General features: G+C 42.5%; 16 protein-coding genes. 1 reads left to right on the top strand and 15 read right to left on the bottom strand.

The features are described 5' to 3' along the window. Positions 1 to 253 precede the first annotated feature (253 nt). Both hpt and LEP1GSC060_RS12195 read right to left on the bottom strand, forming a co-directional pair. Complete coding sequence (gene hpt, locus LEP1GSC060_RS12200; RefSeq protein WP_003004766.1) at positions 254 to 799, bottom strand: hypoxanthine phosphoribosyltransferase; 546 nt, start codon at positions 797 to 799, stop codon at positions 254 to 256. After that, on the bottom strand, positions 796 to 1,305 hold the full coding sequence (locus LEP1GSC060_RS12195; protein WP_003004476.1) for a SixA phosphatase family protein: 510 nt from the start codon (positions 1,303 to 1,305) through the stop codon (positions 796 to 798). Before LEP1GSC060_RS12195 ends, hpt begins: the two co-directional genes overlap by 4 nt. An 83-nt stretch (positions 1,306 to 1,388) precedes the next feature. On the opposite strand from LEP1GSC060_RS12195, the gene LEP1GSC060_RS12190 reads away from it, so the two are divergent. Continuing rightward, complete coding sequence (locus LEP1GSC060_RS12190; RefSeq protein ID WP_036096279.1) at positions 1,389 to 2,060, top strand: hypothetical protein; 672 nt, start codon at positions 1,389 to 1,391, stop codon at positions 2,058 to 2,060. A gap of 330 nt (positions 2,061 to 2,390) precedes the next feature. Here the strand turns inward: LEP1GSC060_RS12190 and LEP1GSC060_RS12185 are convergent, their stop codons facing one another. The 13 genes from LEP1GSC060_RS12185 to LEP1GSC060_RS12115 form a co-directional block, all read right to left on the bottom strand. Next, a complete protein-coding gene (locus tag LEP1GSC060_RS12185; RefSeq protein ID WP_003004650.1) occupies positions 2,391 to 2,966 on the bottom strand; it encodes a hypothetical protein in 576 nt (191 codons plus the stop codon). A gap of 22 nt (positions 2,967 to 2,988) precedes the next feature. Next, positions 2,989 to 4,428 (bottom strand): M43 family metalopeptidase leptolysin, encoded by a 1,440-nt coding sequence (locus tag LEP1GSC060_RS12180; protein WP_003004680.1) that lies wholly within the window; start codon positions 4,426 to 4,428, stop codon positions 2,989 to 2,991. A 58-nt stretch (positions 4,429 to 4,486) separates the two neighbouring features. Continuing rightward, complete coding sequence (locus LEP1GSC060_RS12175; protein ID WP_003004122.1) at positions 4,487 to 5,605, bottom strand: quinone-dependent dihydroorotate dehydrogenase; 1,119 nt, start codon at positions 5,603 to 5,605, stop codon at positions 4,487 to 4,489. 26 nt (positions 5,606 to 5,631) lie between these two features. Further along, positions 5,632 to 6,717, bottom strand: a complete 1,086-nt coding sequence (locus LEP1GSC060_RS12170; protein WP_003004401.1) for an ABC transporter permease — start codon at positions 6,715 to 6,717, stop codon at positions 5,632 to 5,634. Continuing rightward, positions 6,714 to 7,670 carry an ABC transporter ATP-binding protein gene (locus tag LEP1GSC060_RS12165; RefSeq protein WP_003004623.1) on the bottom strand — a complete coding sequence of 319 codons (957 nt, stop codon included), beginning with the start codon at positions 7,668 to 7,670 and terminating at the stop codon, positions 6,714 to 6,716. Before LEP1GSC060_RS12165 ends, LEP1GSC060_RS12170 begins: the two co-directional genes overlap by 4 nt. Positions 7,671 to 7,739: 69 nt before the next feature. Continuing rightward, positions 7,740 to 8,471: an SDR family oxidoreductase gene (locus tag LEP1GSC060_RS12160; RefSeq protein ID WP_003004515.1), complete on the bottom strand. Its 732-nt coding sequence runs from the start codon at positions 8,469 to 8,471 to the stop codon at positions 7,740 to 7,742. Between the two features lie 61 nt (positions 8,472 to 8,532). Then, positions 8,533 to 9,423 carry a fructosamine kinase family protein gene (locus tag LEP1GSC060_RS12155; RefSeq protein WP_003004144.1) on the bottom strand — a complete coding sequence of 297 codons (891 nt, stop codon included), beginning with the start codon at positions 9,421 to 9,423 and terminating at the stop codon, positions 8,533 to 8,535. Between the two features lie 565 nt (positions 9,424 to 9,988). Beyond that, entirely contained in the window at positions 9,989 to 10,810 is an 822-nt protein-coding gene (locus LEP1GSC060_RS12140; RefSeq protein WP_003004864.1) for an NADH-quinone oxidoreductase subunit B family protein, read from the bottom strand. Continuing rightward, positions 10,807 to 12,219, bottom strand: coding sequence for a hydrogenase large subunit (locus LEP1GSC060_RS12135; protein ID WP_003004347.1), 1,413 nt, complete (start codon positions 12,217 to 12,219; stop codon positions 10,807 to 10,809). Before LEP1GSC060_RS12135 ends, LEP1GSC060_RS12140 begins: the two co-directional genes overlap by 4 nt. After that, positions 12,220 to 13,428: a proton-conducting transporter transmembrane domain-containing protein gene (locus tag LEP1GSC060_RS12130; protein ID WP_003004810.1), complete on the bottom strand. Its 1,209-nt coding sequence runs from the start codon at positions 13,426 to 13,428 to the stop codon at positions 12,220 to 12,222. After that, positions 13,425 to 14,045 carry a hypothetical protein gene (locus LEP1GSC060_RS12125; protein WP_003004641.1) on the bottom strand — a complete coding sequence of 207 codons (621 nt, stop codon included), beginning with the start codon at positions 14,043 to 14,045 and terminating at the stop codon, positions 13,425 to 13,427. Before LEP1GSC060_RS12125 ends, LEP1GSC060_RS12130 begins: the two co-directional genes overlap by 4 nt. Positions 14,046 to 14,060: 15 nt before the next feature. Then, positions 14,061 to 14,948: an NADH-quinone oxidoreductase subunit H gene (locus LEP1GSC060_RS12120; protein ID WP_036096274.1), complete on the bottom strand. Its 888-nt coding sequence runs from the start codon at positions 14,946 to 14,948 to the stop codon at positions 14,061 to 14,063. Further along, on the bottom strand, positions 14,915 to 16,636 hold the full coding sequence (locus LEP1GSC060_RS12115) for a proton-conducting transporter transmembrane domain-containing protein (RefSeq protein WP_003004908.1): 1,722 nt from the start codon (positions 16,634 to 16,636) through the stop codon (positions 14,915 to 14,917). Before LEP1GSC060_RS12115 ends, LEP1GSC060_RS12120 begins: the two co-directional genes overlap by 34 nt. Position 16,637 lies beyond the last annotated feature (1 nt).

The raw sequence follows: 16,637 nt of genomic DNA, 5'->3' as shown, positions 1-16,637 counted from the left end.
GTTTTATCCTAAACCTAATTTCTTTTTTAAAAAGAACCCGATTCTACTTTCATAAAACGTTCTGTGAAAGATTTCGTCGCTGCGTACAAAGGTATGAAAGATTCTCAAACTAAAAAACATTTTTTTTACCGATCCGACAAAAACCCACGTATAAAAAAATCATACGGTAATTCCGAATTTTAAAACGACATCATTCATAAAGAAACAATCTCCGAAAAAACGAATCGTTTCTTTCAAATTCGCAAAGAAAGTATTAAACGGAAAATTCCCCCGATTCCAAAACGCAAATACCCGGAAGATTTCTGTATTTCCCGTCGCAATCCATACCGTAACCCACGACGAACTCGTCGGGGATTCTCCAACCCGCGTATTTTACCGGGAATTCCAAGATATTTTTTCTTTCCTTTAAAAGAAGTGTTACGATTTCCAGGCTTGCGGGATTACGAGTAAAGATATGTCTTACGAGATATTGAAGAGTAAAACCGGTATCTAAAATATCTTCCACGAGAATCACATGCCGATCCGAGAGATCGGTGTCGATGTCTTTTAACAGTTCGATCTTTCCGGTTGAGGAGGTTCCCGAATAAGATTTTGCTTGAACAAAATCGATTTCCACCGAGTAGGGAATCGCTCTCGTTAAGTCCGTAAAAAAATACGCTCCGCCTTTTAATACGCAGATAAAAATCGGATTTAGTTTTTTATAATTTTCTGATATTTCAAAAGCGAGAGATTTTACTTTTTCAGAAATCTCATCCCGACTAAAACGAGGACGTAAAATATCGGAACCTAACTTGTTCATCCGGGCGTCCAGAATCGAATCATTTTTCCGGGAACCTTTCCTAATTCTTTCCAAGATTCGGTTTCAACTTGAATACTCAGAAAACCGGATGTGGGAAATTTAAGGAACACGGATTCGGAAAACGATAAATCCTCTTTACCTCGGATGAGTCGATTTGCAATTTCTTCAATTGCGGGATTATGACCCAATAAGGCCACAGTCTTGAATTTAGAATTCGAATCCCTGATGATTGAGAGAATATCCTCGCTATCGGATTCGTATAATTCTTCAGTAACCGTCGTTTGGGAGGATAGATCCCGGTTTTTAGCGATGATCCTATAAGTATCCATAGTCCTTTTGGAATCCGAAATTAAAAAGAGATCTATTTTGAATTCTATCTTTTCTAAATACTTTCGAAGGGATCGAGCGTTTTTCTTTCCTCTTTTGGAAAGAGGTCTCTCTTGATCGGATTTGAATCCCGTTTCCCAATCCGATTTAGAGTGTCTGATTAAATGAACTTGTTTCAATGAACTTTGTCTCTCGTTTTACAGTTCTCCGGTCAACTTTAAATTCATTGACAAGAGGTAAAAGAGGCCGTTAATAATGGGCTATGAAAAATGTCTTTGCGTTAGCAGGTACTGCTTTACTCGTTTTAATGCCCGCCGTGTTAGGCGCGCAGTTAGCGGGACCTCCGGACGAGGAAAAAGCAAAAAAGGACGTTCAAACTCATTGGCTTAAAAAGAATACCGGCGATAAAATTCAATCCATAGAAAGCAACGGAGAACCCGTGCTTATCGAAAATTCCAAATCCAAAGATATTCTCTATAAATTTCCGTTTTTAGTTACCGTAAAACGCAAAGACGGTAGCATAACGCGTACCGAAGTCGGAGCGAATTACGTTTTTATCCGCACGAAAGGTTGGTTGTTTTCAGAGTTAGGTTTTGGTAAAAATATAGTTCTCTCCGATCCGGGCAAAGAATCGCCTGATAAAGAAACGGCTCTTAAATTGATCGAGGAAAGTTTACTCCAGGATCGATGGAAAGGAAAGACGATCGAAAATCTAAAAATCAGCGAACCTATGGCGGGAAGCGATTTGGATACGCATTGGTATCGTTATTCGGGAGAATACGAAGTTTCAGACTTTAACATTCGTTATACGTGTTCGAACCTGATCGTAAGACTGTTCAAAGAGGATTCTTCTGCGACGGATTGGAAACTGGATTGGAAAGAAAAAGGAGTTTGTAGACAAATTTCCGGAAATACAAACGAACCTTCTCCTTGAGAGAAATGTTTTTTGTTTCAATTCCCGAACCTATTTCAAATACGATTTATTTAACGTGAGCTCGACGGTTGAAAATCTTGGGCGAATCCAGCCCTGGCGCTGCGATCCATAGAGAACAATGCCAGGGCTGGACCGCGCTCGAACTCAGTATTTCTCCCCAAGGGTCGAAATACAGTGCTATAGTCAATAAATTGCATGAAAGAAACGTGATACAATATATCGCCTTTCGTTTCAATTTATTGACTCCGCTTCAATCGCTTCCGCGTCGGCTATTCCGGACTTACGTTAATATTATAATATTCTTATGATATAAACTCGAACGTTTTTCTTTTAAGGAATTGATGAACCCGGCTTTCTTAAATTCTTTTCCTTAATCCGATCCAGATTTTCCTTTTTTAATCTCTCCGAAAATCGAACCGAATCGACCTTTCCGGTGCGAAGACCTTTTAAGGTACTTTGAATGGAAGCTCCGATCCGATCATGGGAGGAAAATTGTTTTAGGAAATTCTCCGTATGATTCCTATCCGAAAAGTAAAACGTTCTTCCGTAAGAAAAAACCGCCGAACTTCGGATCGAAGGATGCGCGTTTTCGTTGGAAATCGTGGATTCCAAATAATTCCTTGCGGAATTTCCACCGAAGTCCGCGATCAATTCGTTAATTTGAGAAACGGCATACACTCTCAACTCCGGATCTTTTGCGATCGCGATCAGATATTCCTGAGGATTTGAGTTGATCGCATAAATTTCTCGAACCAAAGTTTCTTTTTCGATATGGCCGGTTTGTGTAACTACGGCTTTGATCTTTTCATATTGATTCCGGTCCAAGGTCTGGGCTTGAATTCCGGAAAAAATACCGAATAGGAACGCCGCAACTACGCCGTAAAAACTTATTTTTATTTTCATCATACGATTATTTAATTCCATTTTCTTAATATACAAGAGGATGTGAACGAAGCACCCAACCTTGTTCTCCCGTCAATTGAGTTTGATTGATTTTCGGATTTCCCGCCCAAAACATCAGATTGAGTCCACCGCTATCGTAAAACCCCTCGCCTAAACATTCTCCCAAACCCACGATATTGTTTCCGTTTTGATCCCTACACTCCGGCGTTTCGGGAAGCGGGTCCAAAGAATATTGTCCCTTGAGTACGTCTTTTTCGACCACGTGATAAAGACCTAAATAGTGGCCGGCTTCATGAGCGATCGTCTTTGCAAGAAATACCTGATCCGATTCGCAGATCAAATCCTGTCCTACCGCCCCGCATCCGGAAGCGGTTCTATGATTTTCGATAAATACGACCATACCGGATTTCGGAGTACCCGTAATGGGAATTCCGGGTATACCGGATGAAATTCCTAAAATCCCCGCAGGCGCGCTGCTCGAAACCAGATAATCCCTCGTGATATAAATGTTTAAAGAATTCGGATCTTGTACATTCGACGGGTTGGTTCTATAAAGAGTTCCTAATGAATCGGTCACATCTCCGTAATCGTCGATAATATTATCGATCGTTAAATAAGTATTTCCCGCAGCCGCAACGGAGGCCGTCACGGTTACGTCGATCTTTACGGTATTTTGAGAATAAATTTCTTTTAAGGTTTGAATCATCGTCGCCATACCCGCTACCGTAGGCGTAGTTACCGCGGTAGGAATAAAGATCAAGTTGATGTTCAATTTTTTTCTGGATTGCCAAACCTTATTCAAACCCGAAGAAGAACTTCCCAACAAACCGCTCTGCTCCGCGCGAAATTTATATTCTTCGCAAGTTTGAACCGTATTATTTGTAACTTTTCGGGTTATGATCGACGGACTCGGAGCGCTCGGCAGAATAAAATTCGCACCCAAAATGTTACGGTTGAAATTGTTATACCCGGCGCTAGGAGCGTAATAACTCGGAGTCGAACCGATCGGAAAAGCGGTCGTCGCGGATCTATATCCTAAAGACTCGCTTTTTCCACTGTCCTGAATTAAAGTTCCCGAAGCATTCGACCAAAGAGGATAAATAAAACGATTCGGATTGGACGAGAACTGATGATTTTGTTCGGCATAAACGATTCCCATCGGATTGTTTTTTCCGATTCCGGAAAACTCAACTGTTCCGACAAGGTAAGCCGTTCCACCGTCCGAGTAGGCGTTGTTTTCCGTTAAAATAACCTGACTTAAATTGGAATTCGACACGCTGAAATCGGGCGCACTTCCGCCGGTTCGAACGTTTTCTTCCGGGCCGCAATAATAATTCGACTCGTTGATTAAATACAATCCCAAAAGAAGTTCCAAGGTTTTTGAATCGTCCTTTCCCCGATTTAGGGGACAACCCCATACAAAAAAACAAAAAATTAAAATCGGAGCCAATGATCTTTTCAACATAATCTTCATTCCCTAATTTATATTTAATAAAACTCTAATATTCAAAAACAATCATAAATTATTCCGAACCCGATCGAATTTCCTTTTCTTTTCCCACCAAATCCGATACGGTTTTTAGATCTTGTTTTTTTACGAACCGATCCAGAAATTCCAAAATTCTCAGAGGCAAAAAAGGGCCTTGATAAATATAACCAGTGTAAATTTGAATTAAATCAGCGCCCGCAAGAATTTTTTCCAAGGCCGCTTTTTCGGAATCGATTCCTCCGACTCCGATAATCGGAATTCTTCCTTTTAAAATTCGATATGCGACCCGAACGAATTCGGTGGAACGATTTTTCAAAGGCGCTCCGGAAAGACCGCCCTCCTTTTCCACGTTCGGATATTTTTTCAGGGACGACTTATCGATCGTCGTATTCGTTAAAACGACACCGTCGACTTTCAAACTCAAAGACGTCTCAAGCAAAACTTCAAGATCCTTTGTTTCCATATCGGGAGCGAACTTTACGAATAACGGAATTGTAAAATTCTTACCGAGCCCGTTTCTAATTCCTCGGATCAAGGATACGAAGTTTTCCTGCTTTTGAAAATTTCTCAAACCCGGAGTGTTCGGCGAACTGATATTGACGACCGCATAATCCGCGTAAGGTGAAAGTTTTTTGAGAGTGTAAACGTAATCTTCAACCGCTTGTTCTTCGGGAACGATTTTCGTTTTCCCGGCGTTGATCCCGCGAATTTTCGTTTTTTTTTGGGAAAGAATGATTTCCTCAGCCAAGTCGGCGCCCGGATTATTAAAACCCATTCGATTGATCAAAGCCCGATCCTCCGGATATCGAAACACTCTCGGTTTCGGATTTCCGGACTGCGCCTGTCCCGTGATCGTTCCTACTTCGATATGACCGAAACCCATTCGAGAAAGAAAAGGATAAAGTTCTCCCGTTTTATCAAAACCCGCTCCCATTCCTAACGGATTTTCAAATTCGATTCCCGCGACTTTTGTTTTTAAACGATCGCTTTGATACGATGTCATCGATTCTATCAACGTTAAAAAGCCGGGAAGTTTTTGACCGATGCCGAGTAAGTTTTTTGCGAACTCGTGCGCCGCTTCCGGATCTAAGGAAAGAAAAAACGGTTTTAGAAAAGCGGAATACGCGACTTGTCTCAAAGAAGAGGAAAACATCTCTAAAACTATTTAATCCGCACGAATCAAGACCAGCGAAAAATTCTATTTCCTATAAAAAGAAATACAACTCCGTAAACCAACAATGAAATCACACTCGGCATCACCGAAGAGAAACCCGCACCTTCTATAAAAACGGCCCGTAAAGAATCCGCCATCAAGGTCAACGGAAGATTTCTGATAATCGGAAGTACGGCTTCGGGAAAATTTTGATATGAGAAAAAAATTCCGGAAAGAACCATCATAGGAAACGTAACCGCATTTACGAGTCCGTTTCCGACTTGAGAATTTGCGGCCCTCGATCCGATGAAAATTCCGATACAGGCAAACGCAAAATTTCCGGAAAGATAAACCGTAATCGCGGCTCCGACGGAACCTTCCCATGCGTTTTCAAACGTAGAAAGAGTGAAGCCGAGTAAGATTGCGGATTCGAAAACCGTCACGACCAATCGCGTAAAAAAGAAAGAAAGAAGAAAATACAACTTATTCATCGGAGTCGCCGACATTCTCCGTAAAAGTTTTTTCATCCTCATTTCGATCAGATTCCAACCCACACCCCAAAGACAGGAATTCATCACACCCATCGCAAGCATTCCGGGAACCAAGTAATCGATATATCTCGTTCCCTTTGAATCCAAACGATCCACCTGCGATTCGAAGTCCGTACGGCTCGAACGAATTTTTGCCAAGATCAAAAGATAATCCCTTTGACCGTTCGGATTTTCGGAATCGAAGGAGAAATGAATCTTTCCATCGTTCGTTCTTTCGATGATCACGTTGAGTTTGCCTCGTTTGAGATCTCGAATCGCCTCGTCCTTTGAAAGAATCAAAAACTTTAAAGAAGGAAACGAAACGGATTTCGAATTCAGTTTCGACTCTTCAGTTTGGATATTTTGTACGTTTTGAGACGGATCCAGAATTTTTTTGAGCTCTTCGAGTTGATAAGAATTTTCTAATACTGCGATTCTTACCTCTTCCGATCCTCGATTTTTAAACGCAACCCCGAGAACTCCGGCCATTGCGATCGGAAATACGAAAGCCCAGAATAGAATTCCCGGCTCTCTGTAAAATGCCTTGAGCTGAATGCTCACCAGTTGAAATATCTGCTTCATTCTTCCAGTCCTCTTCCCGTCATACCGAGGAAAAGATCGTCTAACGTTTTTTTATGGCATTCCAATACGTTCAGTTTTTTTCCGGAAGCGGAAATCGTTTGTATCAATTCCGGAAGATAATCCGTAATTGCGGAAACGTGAATCCTCGCTTCGGACTTCGTGGAATTCCAAAAGAACTTAAACATTCCTTTGGACGGAAGCCATTTTTCGGGATTGGAACCGTCCTCCATAGAAAGCCGGATGATCTCGCCTCCGTCCGTTCTTCCTAGGAGATCGGACAAAGTTCCTTGATCTAAAATTTTTCCCTTATCCATGATGATGATTCTCTCACAAAGAGTTTCCGCTTCTTCCATATAATGAGTGGTAAGAATCATAGTAGTTTTATTCCGTCTGAGACGATCCAAAATTTTCCAAACGTCCCTTCTTGCCCCCGGGTCCAATCCGGTTGTGGGTTCGTCCAAAAAAAGAACTTCAGGATAATTTAATATAGAAACTCCGAGAGCCAGTCTTTGTCTTTGACCTCCGGAAAGATTGCCGACGTAAGTTTTTTGTTTCTCTTCGAGATTGATCAATTCCAGAATTTCATCCAATCGGTCCTTCTTACTTTTATAAAAAGTTCCGAAAAGATCCAGAGTTTCTTGAACCGTAATTCGATCCATAAACCGAGTCTCCTGAAGAGCCAGACCGATCTTGGATCGGAGAAAGGTTTCGCTTTCCTTCCACGTAGTTCCGAGAATCGATATGGAACCCGCGTCGGGCTTCTGAATTCCCTCCAACATTTCGATCAAAGTCGTTTTACCGGCTCCGTTCGGTCCGAGCAAAGCGACAAATTCTCCCTTTCGAATTTGAAGACTGAGATCGTTCACCGCGACCGTGTTCTTAAAACGTTTTACGACGTTTTGAACGTCGATCACGGTTGCCGACGTTCGGTTTGGATTCGTATTCTGATTCACGAGATGTCCTTTTAAAACTGCATTCTAAATTTCGAATATATCGTTTCGATTTTAATAACCGAAAATTCTCTATGCCTTTTTGACGATTTTGTATATCAGAGAAGGAAAAATTCGGAGCGCTACCCTGAGATATTTTACGACTCCAATTCCGATATATTCCTTATCTTTTTCAAGAGCGGCAATGAATTCATCCGTAAGAGCCGACGTGGTCAGCTTATTCTTTCCTCTACCCGCCGTCATCGGAGTATCCACTTGAGGAGGAAGCATTTCAATAACCTTGATATTCGTTTCCTCGAGTTGATAACGAAGCGCTTCCGTAAATAAATGCAGACCCGCTTTGGTTCCGCAGTAAAGCGGCGCCGATCGTTTCGGAATCAACGCCAATCCTGAAGTCACGTTGACGATCGCCGATTGAGCGTGAGGTTTTAAAATCGGAATTAAGATCGAAATTAAACGGACCGGAATCGTTAAGTTTGTTCGGATTTCTTTTTCGATCGAAACGCTTTGATCCGGATCTTTTGAAAAATCGGGATTGAACTGAATCCCTGCGTTGTTGATGAGAATGTTAAGCGAAGTGTATTTTTTACGGATGAGAGAAATCAATTTATCAAAGTCGGCCGGTTTTGTCAGATCGCATCGAATCGTTTGAATTCCGGGAACGAAGGATAACTGAGAAAGCGAATCCTTGTTTCTTCCGAGCGCAAGGACCGTATTTCCCAAACCTGCAAATCTTTTTGCAAGTTCCAAGCCGATCCCGGAAGTTGCACCGGTAATCAATATCGTATTTCCGGAAAGTTTCATGATCCGCTTAGATTCTTAATATAAACGAAACAATCAAGCAATTCATGATTCTTAAATAGAATTAACTCTTACCGTAGTAACGTAGAATTTGTCTGAGAGAAGAAAGATAAGACGGACCGAAAAGATTGATGTGAACCAATACGGGATACATCTGCCAAAATGGAATTCTATCTTTGAAATGTTCCGGATCTTCGATTCCGCAGGAAGAAAGAATCTGCTGCATCTCTTCCAAATTCAGAGAACTACCGAACAAATTCAACATGGAGAGATCTTGTTCGGGATGTGAAAACGAGATCGAAGGATCGATCAAATATGAATGTCCGTTTTTTCCGGTGAGAATGTTTCCGGACCAAAGATCTCCGTGTATCAACCTCGGGCTACTTTGATCAAGAGACCATTCCTCGGCGAATTTTTGAAAAACGTATTTTACGTTTTCTGCATCTTTTAGCGTAATTAATTTTCGCGATAAGGCCAAATCCGATTGTGTTGATAAACGACTTTCCCAGAAAAAATTTTCAAAGCAGGAATACCATTGATTCTTTTGGGAAAGAGTTCCGATAAAATTATTCCGTTTCCATCCCCAAGAATTCGAATCTTTGCGGTAAAGCAGTTTCAAACTTCGGATTAAATCTTCGCGCGCGCTCGAAGCCGATCCGGTTTCGACGTAATCCATTACTAAAAGCCAGTAATTTTCGGCTTGTACGATTCCGTAACATTCGGGAACCCGAACTCCGATTCTAAAGAGTTGTTCCAAAGATTCTTTTTCGGTTTCGGCCATTTCCTTATTTGGAATGACTTTCACTCCGAAGGAATGATTAGGAACGGTAGCGAGGTAAATTTCATTAAGACTGGAAGAATGAAAGGTCACTTTGGGTTTGTGACCGGAATTCAAAATCCCGAGCCTGTCCAAACCGTCGCAGATCGCCTCTTCTAAACCCGCTTTGATGACCACAAATTCGCTCCCTCCCGGTCGGTTTTGCTTCTTCTCATATGAATAGAAAATCGGCCGGAAAGGTTCCCGGATTGATTGAAATTTATCGCATATCTCAAAAGTTGCAGGAATATCGCGCATTGGATCGTTCTTGTCCCACTCAACTTGCGGATAAAGTTCGTCGCTTACAACCTGAGCAGTACATTCAATTTATGGAATCAATCGATCGATCTCGTAAAGTTATGAGATCGTTTTTTATGAAACGAATTTTGATTTCTTGCGATACTTTTTTTCAAATCAATGTTCGTTCTCGGAATTTCTTCAAAGCTCCGTTTATTAAACGAATCGAGTTATCGATTATAACAAGGTGGATGTGTTTATTTTAAAATTGTAAATTCTCTTCGAAAATGAATTTTACAACTACTTTTCGATTGTTACTATTGGATCGTAAATTCCGATCCAATTCGAAAAACGTTCCGGTTCTTTTCCTATCGAAGAAACGTATTTTCGGATCACTCGACGGAAAGGGGCGAACTGTGCAGGAAGTTCATCGGTATCTGGATCAATACTTGGAAGAAAATATTCTTCAATGTGTTTTTCTTAAATTTTGAACATACTTAGCGAGCTCGGCACGAAAAGAAAATTCCCTCGTTCCCATCAGATAACGAAACGCAGAAACGATCACATCCGGACGAGGAGGATCTCCTCCGATAAACAGATCCGGTTCTTTCGGAAGTTTGCCGAGTTTAAAAAGCCCGCCGGACACCGCTTCCGACCCGCAAGCCACGAGAGCCTTCGGAGAAGGCATTGTTTCCCAAGCCGTGTCTAACGGACCCTCCATGTTCGGTCCGACCGGTCCGGAATAAACCAATGCGTCCGCGTGTTTCGGAGACGCTACCACTCGAACCCTGCTCGCTTCGCTATCAAAAAGAGAATTGAAACTCGCGTTGATTTCCGCTTCGGTCGTGTTGTTACCGGCGGCTGCAACTTCTCTGTATTGGAATCCGTTTTTTTTCGTGATCTTCCTGAATTGTTTTACTTCTTCGGTTTCCGTTTCCTGTCTTTCATCCGGCATGCCGTTTGTATACGTCACTTTCAGGGCCTCGCGATCCGTGGAATATACGTGAACAAAACCGGAATCTATGATCTTACCGTCGGAACACACTTCCGAACATCTTCCGCATTGCAGACAAGCGCCGTAATCAAAACTCATCTTATCCTTGGAAATAATTTTGAGGGAATGAGTCGGACAAACTTGTTCGCAGGATTTACACGTTAGGCAGGATTTGTTCGAAGCCAAAACGGGAACCGGAATACCTCTTGCGTTCAGATTGAACGGAGAAACATTTTTGTAGTTCATCGTCTTTGCCGAACGAATAATATTCAGTATTTCGAATATAATTTTCATAAATCGACTCCTACGTAACTCAAGTTGAAAGACTTGTTGTTCAATGGAAAGTCTCCGATGTATTCTCCCCTAACCGCCAATTCAAGCGCGTGCCAGTTGGGAACGGAAGCTTCCCGAATATAAGCTTCTTCGATTGCGCCGTCAGAATCCAAATCCAATGATACGAGCGCCGGTCCTCTCCAACCTTCCACTGCGGAATAGTAAGTTCCTTTTTTGACGGCGGAATTTGTTGAGGCTGATTTGCCGAGTTTAAGATTCAACGCGGCTTCCAATTTCGGGATCGCTTCAACCAGCCATTTGCTGCTATTTTTTAATTCTTCGTATCGAAGATAAAATCTCGCCCAAGCGTCCCCTCTCATCTGGTCCCCGTTCAATTCGAGAGAAATAGGAGAACTAAACGTATAAGATTTTTCTAAATTACGAAGATCTCTGCTAAGTCCCGTGCATTTCTCCACCATTCCGATAAATCCGAGATGTCTGACTTGTTTTTGTCGAATCACTCCGCAGGATTGAAGTCTTTCCCGATTGGTGGAAACGGAAGCGGACCTTAGAAAATGTTCCGATACATCCTCCGTAACCGCGCGAATTCTTTCCGCAAGCTCCGCCAATTTCTCACGGGTTAATCCGGATCTTAAGACGACCTTTCCGGGCGACAACGCTCCTCTCCCGAATCTATTTCCGGTTAACGCCTCCATGACGCCTAACGGAACTCCCCTTTGTAGAGCACAAACCCCGTGTAACGGATAATAACCGATATCTTCGGCCATCCCTCCCAAATCTCCGATATGAGTCGCGATTCTTTCCAACTCCAAAAGTACGAGCCTTGCAAAGTCAAATTCTTGAGGAACGTCGATATTCTGCGCTTCCTCGAAAATTCTGGAAAATGCAATCGCGTAAGAAATCGTACTATCTCCCGAAATCGCTTCCGCATAAGGTAAAGAATCCTTCGGCCCTTTTCCTTTGATCAGATTGATCAGCCCGCGTTTTTGAAAACCGAGTCGTATGTCTAAATTTTTAATCAATTCCCCCTGAACGATAAAACGAAAATGTCCCGGTTCTATAACTCCGGCGTGGATAGGTCCCACCGCATGAGAATAATGATCTATGGGAGTCGGAACCTTTAATCCCTTATATACTAAATCCTTAATTCCTTTTTTTGTTACGAATTTTTCAAGATCCGTTTTACGACCTACGTTTATGTATTTCTCAAAATCAAAAGACGAATAATCCTCTTCGCCCTGATCCACACCTAAAGAATGTCTCAAAATCCAAATCGGGTTTGCCGAATCTTCTATGACTTCTTTTTCGGAATGTTCTATCACCTCTCGTTCGATTCCATCGTTGGAAATCCAGAATCTATGATACCCTTTTTTACCTCTTCTAGGATATAATCCCGTGACAGTACGCATTCAAAATCCTCCTTGCAACAATCGATAAAATCCCCAAATCCCGATTCCTAAAAGGGTGGAACAGAGAAGTAAGGAATCAAGAAGTCGAATATTCAACGTTAATGCGAAGTCCTTTGCGAACGGCCTGTGTTTCAAATTAAACAACGGAACGGTTTTATATATGATTACTCCGAAAAAAACCAAACCGAGAAAAGGTACGGAAATTACAAACCATTGTTTTTGCGCCCAACCCGCTTTTAAGAGTAGAAGATCGCTGACAAAGATCGGCGATCCGGGAAGTACAAACGCAAGGAAGATCGCTATCGTATAAAGGGAAAGCGCTCTCTTATTGATTGCCTCCGAAAGAAATATCTTACTCAATTCCCTTCCGCCCGAATCCATTCTTACGATTCCCATCGTTAAAAAGAGAAGGGCTTTTAAGACGATATTACCCGCCATTAAATAGTTAAAAACCGAATCCGGAAGATCCATCCAAAGAAATATCGCAAGAGCCCCGCTGTGAAACAAAGCGACTTTCGCCGTCATCATTCGTAAGTCGTTTCTTTGATACAAAGCAACGATACTCTGAAGCATTGTCCCCAGACCGAGAATCAGCAAACCGTCGGCGGCGCTGAACGTAGTCGGATACAATTGATGATCCATATGAATGAAGGGACGAATTGCAAAACAAACCGAAACCGGAATGAAAGCCGCGATCAAAGCCGAAATCTGACTCGGACTATCTCCGTAGGTATCGACAACCCATACGTGATTCGGGAACAATCCCAATTTCGCGGAATAACCGAAGATAGCCAACCACAACCCGATTTCAATCCACAGATTTTCAGGATGTTCCGAAATACGTCCCGCGAGAATTTCCACCGGGTGATCGATGCCGTGTAACGTTGCCGTTACGATTATGATTCCGAGAAAAGCAAGTCCCAATCCGAACGAATTGATCAAAAGAAACTTCCAGGCAATCGGAAATGATTTTGATGTCCCGCTCGAAGACACGAGCAACGTTCCCGTAAAAGTCGTCGCTTCGATGAGAACCCATTGTAACGCGGAACCTTCCGCATTCCATGCGGCAAAACTCAAAGATGCGCATACGATCATTAAGACGGACCACATGGCAATCCGACTTTGACCTTTGGTCGGCGCAAAAATATAAGCGATCAAAATGATTAGGAGAACGGCGACCCCGATACCGTTTAGATAAAATAGAGTCATGCCGATATCTCGTCTTTTTCGGATTCATGATCGTTCTGCATACTGACTCTGAGCGTTGAAGCCGCGCCGATAATAAACACCGCGTCAAGGAACGAACCGAATTCTATACCCAACGGCAAACCGGTTCGTAAAATTTGTGTCAGAAGAAACGTTCCGTTTTCAAAAACGCCGAAGGAAGCGATTACCGGAACCCAGTGACGACGAACCACAAAACCGACCATGCCAACATATAATATTAGAAAAGTATAAAGGAAGGACATTTGATTCACTTCGCCGAAACGATATTTGGTAAAGCCGAACATTAAAAATCCAATTAACGCGCCGATCGATAAAAGTGCGAAAGTCGGAATATAACCGATTTTCGGAAACGTAGATTCTACGGAGTTGGTTTTCCTTGCCGTCCAGAAAAGAATAAACGGCGTTAGGATTACTTTAAAAAAAACGATCATACCCGCCAAAAAAAGACTATGAGTATTGAAACCCGAGTCTTCAAAAAGCGGGACAAGCAGGAAGGCGCTTTGAAAACCGAGTAATAACACTAAACGTTTTATCCGATTTTCCAATAAAACCACAACTCCTATCAATAGGAGAATTAAATAACTGAATTCTGTTCCCATATAATTTTCCTAGGATCATCCTAATTTGAGAAGTATGCCCAAGAAGAGCATAAAGATAAAATTTAAGCCCAGTAGTTCGGGAATCCAACGCCATCTTCTTCTCGTACTATTCGATTCTATATAACCCACACAAAACGAAACGAAAAGCGCTCCTAAAATCGCAACGACATCCAACCAGAATTTCGAAACGGTATGATTTATAAAAAATTCCCCGTGATAAATTCCGATCTTTGCGACGAATAAAAATAAGGAACTCGTTTTGAGCTGTTGTGCTAATTCGAAAAACGCGCGCCTGCTTCCGGAAGCCTCCAAAAGCATCGCTTCATGAACCATCGTAAGTTCGAGATGGGTTCTCGGATCGTCAAACGGCGGTTTGGCGAGTTCCGCTAAGATTACCAACGAAGTGCCGAGCAAAAATAACCCGCCGAACGCAAGGCTCGCAAAATTCGCGTTCACGACGATATGAGATTCGAATACCACTAAAACCAGAATCAAAACAGGCTCGCAGAACACGAAAAGGATCACTTCTCTCGCCGATCCCATTCCTGCAAAAGAGGTCCCGTTTTCCACTGCATAGGCGAGTAACGCGAATCGAATGATTCCTATTAAAAAGGGAATCAAAAGAAACGAAGCCCATTCGTAACTGACCAAACTCCAAACGACCAATCCTGCAACTAATGCGACGATAGGAGACGCTTCCGTAAAAAATCCGGAAAAGGGTCCGTCCACCGGTTTTTTACGGATCATTCTCATCGTATCGTAGAGAATTTGAAACACGGGCGCTCCGATTCTTCCCTGTGCATAAGAACGAACTTTGATCACGATTCCTCCGCAAAGAAACGGAAGAAGCAAAAACGAAAGGATCCGAACTACCGAGTCAAGGTATCCAAGAATAATTTCCATAAATCTCCTTCAGCCAGTTTCAAGCCGATAATCAAAAACAAGAGCAACACGACGGTGGCGGAAGAAAAAGCAAGATTGATCGAAATCGTTTCCTCGTCGGCTTCGTTGACTTGTGTTTTAAACGTATCCAGCAATTTCACGATTCCGTTTAGAATCGCTTCGTCCAACTTCGAACTTCCGTTTTCATTCGTGAAATACCCTCCCAAAGAACCGATCAGCGGATCGGAAATTCCGTTCGAAGGAATCGCCACATCGGACCCTTTGTAATTTCCACCGCAATCCCAGAGTTTTCTTCGTTCGATTTTTGTTCTCAAACCGAATACTCCGATGATAAGAATCGTTAAGAACCCGATCAGGTTTACGCTCGCCAAACCTCGGTACCAATTCTCATCCAGCCAATCTTTGGTAGGAGAATAGTAGAGCGTATAAGCGGAAATTCCAAGAGAGATCGCGAGAATTAAAGCCCCGCTTGATATCAATGAATATCGAACCAACCGCGGTGGAACATTCTCCGCCCAATTCGTTCGGGGTCTGGAAATGACCATTCCCAAAAAAATTCTCAAATGGCCGACCGCACCCAATGCCAAACCCGACGAAACCAATATCAAAAGAGGGAGAATCAGAATCGCACTTTGTCCCGGAATTTCCAAAACGCCAGCGACAAGTTTGACAAACGTCGCCTCGGTAAGAAAACCGGTCGTTCCCGGTAACGCGAGAAAACTGATCGTTCCTAAACTTAACAATGCGGTGGAAAGTCCGGAATTTTTTCCGATCCCCGTATTGTGATCTATATTAGAACTTCCTGAAAGTTTAATAAGGTAACCGATGGATAAGAATTGGAACGTCTTACTGATACTATGATGAATGAGCGAGATAAAGAAAAGAAAGGAAAAGGATACGCTCAAAACCTTGAGTCCTTCTATGTTGCTGTCCTTCCATAATGCGGAAAGCAACAAACACAACATTAGAAAATTCGTATTTTCAACCGTGCTGTAAGCGATCGCCTTTCTTACGTCTTTTGCAAATACGGAACTAAGTCCCGCCCACAAAACGCCGAACCCGGCCAATGGAATCAGTATCTTTATGATCACCGAGTTTCCGATCCAAGGAACGACGAGTTGGTGAAAAAGAATCAAGGGAAGATTGACTAAAACTCCCGAATACGCCGCCGATGCGTGCGGCGGAGCCCCGGCGTGGACTTCCGGAAGCCAAAAGTGAAGTCCGAAAAATTCCGCCTTAACCAACAAACCTAATACAAGGAAGAATTTTCCAAGGTCGTCGTCCGGAGAATAAATCCAATAGGTGAAACATAAAATTCCGACCCCGCTCGCAAGTAATAGCGCGATAAAACTTTTTGCGGACGAAGAAGTCCAACTTTCTCCCTGATAAAGAAGAAAGCCGCTGACCGTGGATAATTCCCAAAACAAAATCAACCAAATCGTTTTTCCCGCAAAAAAACAAAGTCCCGTACTCAAAAAGAATACGGCATATCCCAAAAGGACCGTTTTCTTTTTGAGTCGTTCGTATCCGCCTACAAATACTGAGATAATCAGACCGACTATCGCTTGGAGACTCAAGCCGATGAGAATGGCGCTGTCCTGTTCAAAAAAATTCTTACCGAGCACTTTGCCTATTAGGAAAGGAGCGATAAGACTCATCAAGACGAGTAAATAAGATAAAATTACCATC

It is taken from the genome of Leptospira weilii serovar Ranarum str. ICFT (assembly GCF_000332415.1).
GTDB lineage: Bacteria > Spirochaetota > Leptospiria > Leptospirales > Leptospiraceae > Leptospira > Leptospira weilii_A.
The sequence above is the reverse complement of the archived record's forward strand: the minus strand, read 5'-3'. Positions and strand labels throughout refer to the sequence as shown.

Bases quoted from the DNA above. Each gene is read 5' to 3' on its own strand.
- LEP1GSC060_RS12130 (WP_003004810.1), bottom strand. From the start codon at position 13,428: ATGACTCTATTTTATCTAAACGGTATCGGGGTCGCCGTTCTCCTAATC.
- LEP1GSC060_RS12185 (WP_003004650.1), bottom strand. From the start codon at position 2,966: ATGATGAAAATAAAAATAAGTTTTTACGGCGTAGTTGCGGCGTTCCTA.
- LEP1GSC060_RS12140 (WP_003004864.1), bottom strand. From the start codon at position 10,810: ATGAAAATTATATTCGAAATACTGAATATTATTCGTTCGGCAAAGACG.
- LEP1GSC060_RS12125 (WP_003004641.1), bottom strand. From the start codon at position 14,045: ATGGGAACAGAATTCAGTTATTTAATTCTCCTATTGATAGGAGTTGTG.
- hpt (WP_003004766.1), bottom strand. From the start codon at position 799: ATGAACAAGTTAGGTTCCGATATTTTACGTCCTCGTTTTAGTCGGGAT.
- LEP1GSC060_RS12170 (WP_003004401.1), bottom strand. From the start codon at position 6,717: ATGAAGCAGATATTTCAACTGGTGAGCATTCAGCTCAAGGCATTTTAC.
- LEP1GSC060_RS12135 (WP_003004347.1), bottom strand. From the start codon at position 12,219: ATGCGTACTGTCACGGGATTATATCCTAGAAGAGGTAAAAAAGGGTAT.
- LEP1GSC060_RS12120 (WP_036096274.1), bottom strand. From the start codon at position 14,948: ATGGAAATTATTCTTGGATACCTTGACTCGGTAGTTCGGATCCTTTCG.
- LEP1GSC060_RS12175 (WP_003004122.1), bottom strand. From the start codon at position 5,605: ATGTTTTCCTCTTCTTTGAGACAAGTCGCGTATTCCGCTTTTCTAAAA.
- LEP1GSC060_RS12180 (WP_003004680.1), bottom strand. From the start codon at position 4,428: ATGTTGAAAAGATCATTGGCTCCGATTTTAATTTTTTGTTTTTTTGTA.
- LEP1GSC060_RS12115 (WP_003004908.1), bottom strand. From the start codon at position 16,636: ATGGTAATTTTATCTTATTTACTCGTCTTGATGAGTCTTATCGCTCCT.
- LEP1GSC060_RS12190 (WP_036096279.1), top strand. From the start codon at position 1,389: ATGAAAAATGTCTTTGCGTTAGCAGGTACTGCTTTACTCGTTTTAATG.
- LEP1GSC060_RS12160 (WP_003004515.1), bottom strand. From the start codon at position 8,471: ATGAAACTTTCCGGAAATACGATATTGATTACCGGTGCAACTTCCGGG.